Source organism: Daejeonella sp. (assembly GCF_044232565.1).
GTDB lineage: Bacteria > Bacteroidota > Bacteroidia > Sphingobacteriales > Sphingobacteriaceae > Daejeonella.
Genome location: NZ_JBIILQ010000208.1, coordinates 1 through 5,026, shown reverse-complemented (window position 1 = coordinate 5,026; position 5,026 = coordinate 1). Strand labels below are relative to the sequence as shown.

Genomic DNA, 5,026 nt, shown 5'->3' with positions numbered 1-5,026 from the left:
ATCCAACCACAAATCGTCCGTTCACAGACCCTTCGTCACCTTTCTTCCGCCTTGGCTGGTGCGGCAACCACAACCCTAGCCCTCGCAGAACCTTTCATAGCATCAGACGCAGCGGTGGTTTTTTGGTTACTTTTTCACCACGAAAAAGTAACTAGGCCCCCGCGGCCAAGAGCGGGAAACGTCAATAACAACACAATTATGCCGTTCAAAATCTAATAAAAAAAATAATCCCAACCCACTGAATTCATAGCATCAGACGCAGCGGCGGCATTTATTCGAATTTGGTTTATTGTTTTTTAACGGCTCTCATGGTCTCGGCGAAGAGCCTCGGCTTGTTTCTTTTCTGCTGAAGGAAAAGAAAAATTAAGCTCTCCGCGGCAATGAGCGGGAAAAGTCAAAAAAACACAGAATTTGTATGAAATTTCTACTATCACTCTAATTTTTCTCCACTCATCACAATATATTAAACCTCAATATTTGATTCGTTGTTCGAAATGACAACACGGGGTAGTTGTGATTGGAAACCCTGCTTTAAAACCAATTCCAATTCCTAAAAGCACAAGCCCTTCTCCAACCTACCTTCCACCTTGACTTAAGAACTCGATCTTTTACCTTACAATTAAAACTTTCCCTAACACTATTGACAATCAATACCTTTAAATACGAATAGCATTTGCTATAATTATTTATATTTGTATTTAACATTATACGTAAACAGTCTTCATGCGCATTAAACTCTTTCTTTTTATACTTGTTTCGAGCATAATCTTTTCATTCCAAACCACTTATGCTCAAGGAATTTCACTCGATAAGCTTCAAAGTGTGAAGGTGAATCAACTTTCTGATGCTCAAATTAACGAAGCATGGAAAAAAATACAAGATCTTGGAATCCCTGAGCAGGAGGCTTATAAATTGCTGGAATCCAGAGGAATGGATCCATTTGAGGTGAATGCTTTTAAGCAAAGAATAACCATGATGGGCTTAAGCCGAGGTGGCGTAAAAATTGCCGGAATTAATCAAAAAGATGATATAGATTTTAGTCGCGATACGTTAAATATCGTTGAAAAACCTAGGGGCTATCTTTTCGAAGATACTTCCGCAGATCCGAATGAACTGAGCATTTACGGAACTGATTTTTTTAATAAAAAGACCATCAAATTTCTTCCAGATTTCAACCTTGCCACCCCAAAATCCTATGTATTAGGTCCTGGGGATGAACTTATCATCTTACTTACAGGCTTAAACGAGACTACCGTACGCAGCACTGTAAGTCCCGAGGGCACCGTTCAAATTCCCTTTGCAGGAATCGTCTTCTTAAATGGCTTTACCATCGAACAGGCCCGGAGCATCATCAAAAACAAAATGGCCAAGGCCTACCCTGCGCTAGTCAATGGCGGAAGTCAGCTGACGGTGAATTTGGGTAACCCACGATTGATTAAAGTAACACTGATAGGGGAAGTGAAAATTCCAGGAAGCTATACCATATCGTCGCTAAGCACCTTGTTTAATGCGCTTTATCACTCCGGCGGACCGTCAAAGAACGGTACTTTAAGAATGATTGAGCTGATTAGGAATAATAAAGTATACAAAACTGTCGATTTCTATACCTTCCTACAAAAAGGGCTTATGGATGGAAACATTCGACTGGAAGACCAGGATGTAATTAATTTCCCGGTTTACCAGAAAAGGGTAAGCATTTCCGGTGAAGTGAAAAGACCGGCTATTTATGAATTGAAAGCCACTGAGCAACTCCAAGACCTAGTGAACTATTCCGGAGGTTTTAGCGATATGGCCTACCAGAGTGTAGCCAAGGTAGAACAAGTAAATGAAGTGGAACGCACTGTAAAAGACGTCCCAACCTCATTATTTAGCAATTTTACGCCAAAAAATGGAGATAAAATCATTTTCGGCTCCGTACAAAATAGATTTGCAAACCGCGTAATTTTGGAAGGGGCAGTCAACCGACCAGGGGTATATGAGCTGAGCGCAGGATTTACCCTATCGGCTTTGCTGAAAAAGGCAGACGGACTAAAAGACGAAGCCTACCCAGAACGCGCCTATATTAAACGTACGCTCCCAAATTTCGATAAGGAATTTATATCATTCAAACCAGAAGATATTCTGAACGGTAAAAAAGATATTCCATTGCTGAGAGAAGACTCCGTTATGATTCATAACCGTGCAGACTTCATTAATGATCAATACGTGACCATTTTTGGGAATGTGAATAAACCCGGCCGCTTCCTCTTCAGAAAAGGCATGAAATTGGCCGATGTAATTGCGCTTGCAGGTGGTTTAAACGAGCAAGCCGCGGGACATAACCTTGAAATTTCCAGAATCCTCAAAAACTCTTCCGACAGCGTAGCGAATCAGCAAGTGGAGACATTCACGGTCAATATTCAGGATGCTTCCAATAATGGATCAGAAATAGAACTTCAGGCCCTAGACTATATCAGCGTTCCACGATTAGTGAATTTTAGGCCGCTAGGCAATATTAGTGTCAATGGGGAGGTGCTATTCCCAGGTGACTATGCCATTCAAAAAAGAGATGAAATGGCGCTCGACTTCATTAAAAGAGCCGGCGGCATAAGCCCCTACGGATCATTGGAAAGCGCCCAAATTTATCGAAATAAAATCAGGGTAAACCTCGACCTAACACAGGTCAATATAAATTCTGTGACCCAAAAAAGCATGATTCTTCTCGCTGGCGATAGTATTTATATCCCACGCGTAATCTCCTTTGTGAAGGTTGCTGGCGCTGTAAATAACCCACAATATGTGAGCTTTCAAAGCGGAAGAGGTATGAAATATTACATCAATGCTGCCGGAGGTTATTTGGAAGATGCACGCGTGAAAGGAACCTATATTCAATATGCTAACGGACTAAACAAGCCGGTGCGTAACTTCCTTTTCTTCAAAAACTATCCGAAAATTAGTCCGGGGAGCTCCATACAAGTCCCCCAGCGCAACCCAAATAGCAAACTCCGATTAGGCTTTGCAGAAATTTCAGGAATTACGTCGGCAGTAACGGCACTCATCGGACTAATAGCAATACTAGGGAAATAATGAAGCAAGAGCAAACCAACAATTCCGAATTGTACGAAGAAGAATTTTCCTTTAAGAATGTAATTTCCAAGTGGATTGGCGATATAAAATACCTCTTCCAATTTAAAAAGCTATTTATCCTAGTCGCAGCTATTGGCATACTGGGCGGCTCAATAGCGGCTTGGTTATGGCCAATTACTTACTCCTCCAGAACAAGCTTCATCATTGAAGATACCAAAGCTGGGGGTGGTTCATTGCTGGCAGGCTTAGCGGGACAAATTGGTTTGGATATAGGAGGTGCAATGGGTGGCACGAGTGGTGTTTTGGCTGGCGACAATGTATTGGCGCTATTGCGAAGCGATCAGATGATCAAGAGCACCTTAATAACACCTTATCAAGAACAAGGTGAAAAAACGCTTGCCGATGTCTATGCAGAAAGTAATAAGTTAAAGGAATCCTGGGCCAAATACAATCAAGGTAAGCTCATTTCCTTCCCACAAGATAGAAAAGTCTATAATAGGCTACAAGACAGCTTATTGCAAGACATGGTTATTCGCATCGCTGAAAAAAATCTTTCTGTGAGCAAGCCAGATAAAAAATTAGGGTTTTTCCAGTTGATTGTGACCATGCCTGATGAACAATTATCTCAATTATTTAGCCTTCGAATTATCGATAAAGCGACCGAATTTTACGTGTATACCAAAACGAAATCGCAGCGCACCAATGTAGAACGCTTACAGGCTAGAGCCGATAGCATTGAGAGATTACTAAATCGGAAAACCTATTCCGCATCGGCTGCAAACCGTGTGTTATTGGATGCAAACCCTGCCTTCCCCACTGCAAATCCAGGGATTGAGCTGCAACAACGCGATAAAATGGTGCTTCAAAGTATTTATGGAGAGATTTTAAAGAATCTTGAAATTGGCCGTACCGTTTTAATTCAGGAAACACCAACCTTTCAAATTGTCGACAAACCGGAATTACCGCTTCAGAAGAATAAGCTCAAATACTCAAAAGCAATGGTGCTGGGCGCATTTTTCTCGCTATTCTTTTTGGCCCTATATTTATTAGCCTTCCGGAAAAGGGACTGACATTAAAGAAATTAACAGGCCTAAAAATTAAAAGCGATACGATATCCCCAATTTCCCATGAAAGTTAAATACATCATTTTCGGGTATGTAGAAGGTGGATGGATCGTAGTTTTTTAATTTCCATTGGTAATTCAGCGAATTAATAAATTGCGCCTGCGCGCTTATCAGTAAATTCTTATAATCCCATCTACCCTGAAGCGCTGCACTTAGGTCGACCCATTTACGGCTATAACCCTTATAATCACCCACCCGATTCGTATAATAATCATCGTTATGCACATAGCGCTCCAACTGGATACCCAATTGCTTTAAACCATGTATCCACTTTACATTAAGAGTCTGTAGATTTCCTCCCGGACCAATACCTGCGCCAAGCACCTCCCCTTTATGGGTATAGCCTTGCACAACAAAATAATGAAAATACCAAGAACCTGCCTCTCGCACCATGCGATCAATGGATTGGGATAATTGTGTAATCTCCAGACTAGTACGAATAAATTGATCGTCACGCCCTTTGAATGAAGTCATTTTGCTGAATCCAAACAAGTAGGTGCGCGAATGTTCTGGGGCGTTATTAAAATCACGCAAATTATAGGAATGGTCATTTTTTCCATATTCTAAATAAACTTCAGCATGGGCTTTTGTAAAGATCCAGCGAGCAAAGAAGGAGGCCAGTTGATCTTTATCATCGAAACCTGTTACGTTCTTCACATCCTTCACCTTTTGAAAAGGAGTGAACAGGGGAACATAATCTACAAAAGTATTTACTTGAGGATTATAGCTCTGGAAACTTCTTGTCAGACCCAAAAATAAACCGGGAAGCCAACGTGGCTGAAAGCTCATGGCGAAAGTCGATAAATACCTCCATTCTGCCTTTGCAGGAATTTGAA

Annotated in this window: 3 protein-coding genes; 2 read left to right on the top strand and 1 reads right to left on the bottom strand. The window is 41.3% G+C overall.

What is annotated here, in order from left to right; all coding sequences use genetic code 11:
• Positions 1-723: 723 nt before the first annotated feature.
• Together ACILQF_RS10520 and ACILQF_RS10515 are read left to right on the top strand one after the other, a co-directional pair.
• Entirely contained in the window at positions 724-3,066 is a 2,343-nt protein-coding gene (locus ACILQF_RS10520; protein WP_395627365.1) for an SLBB domain-containing protein, read from the top strand.
• The gene (locus ACILQF_RS10515) at positions 3,066-4,136 is read left to right on the top strand and encodes a hypothetical protein (RefSeq protein ID WP_395627364.1); all 1,071 of its coding nucleotides are present in this window, start codon (positions 3,066-3,068) and stop codon (positions 4,134-4,136) included. Before ACILQF_RS10520 ends, ACILQF_RS10515 begins: the two co-directional genes overlap by 1 nt.
• Before the next feature lie 27 nt (positions 4,137-4,163).
• On the opposite strand, the gene ACILQF_RS10510 is transcribed toward ACILQF_RS10515, so the two are convergent.
• On the bottom strand, positions 4,164-5,026 hold an 863-nt coding region (locus ACILQF_RS10510; RefSeq protein WP_395627363.1), incomplete at its 5' end, for a capsule assembly Wzi family protein.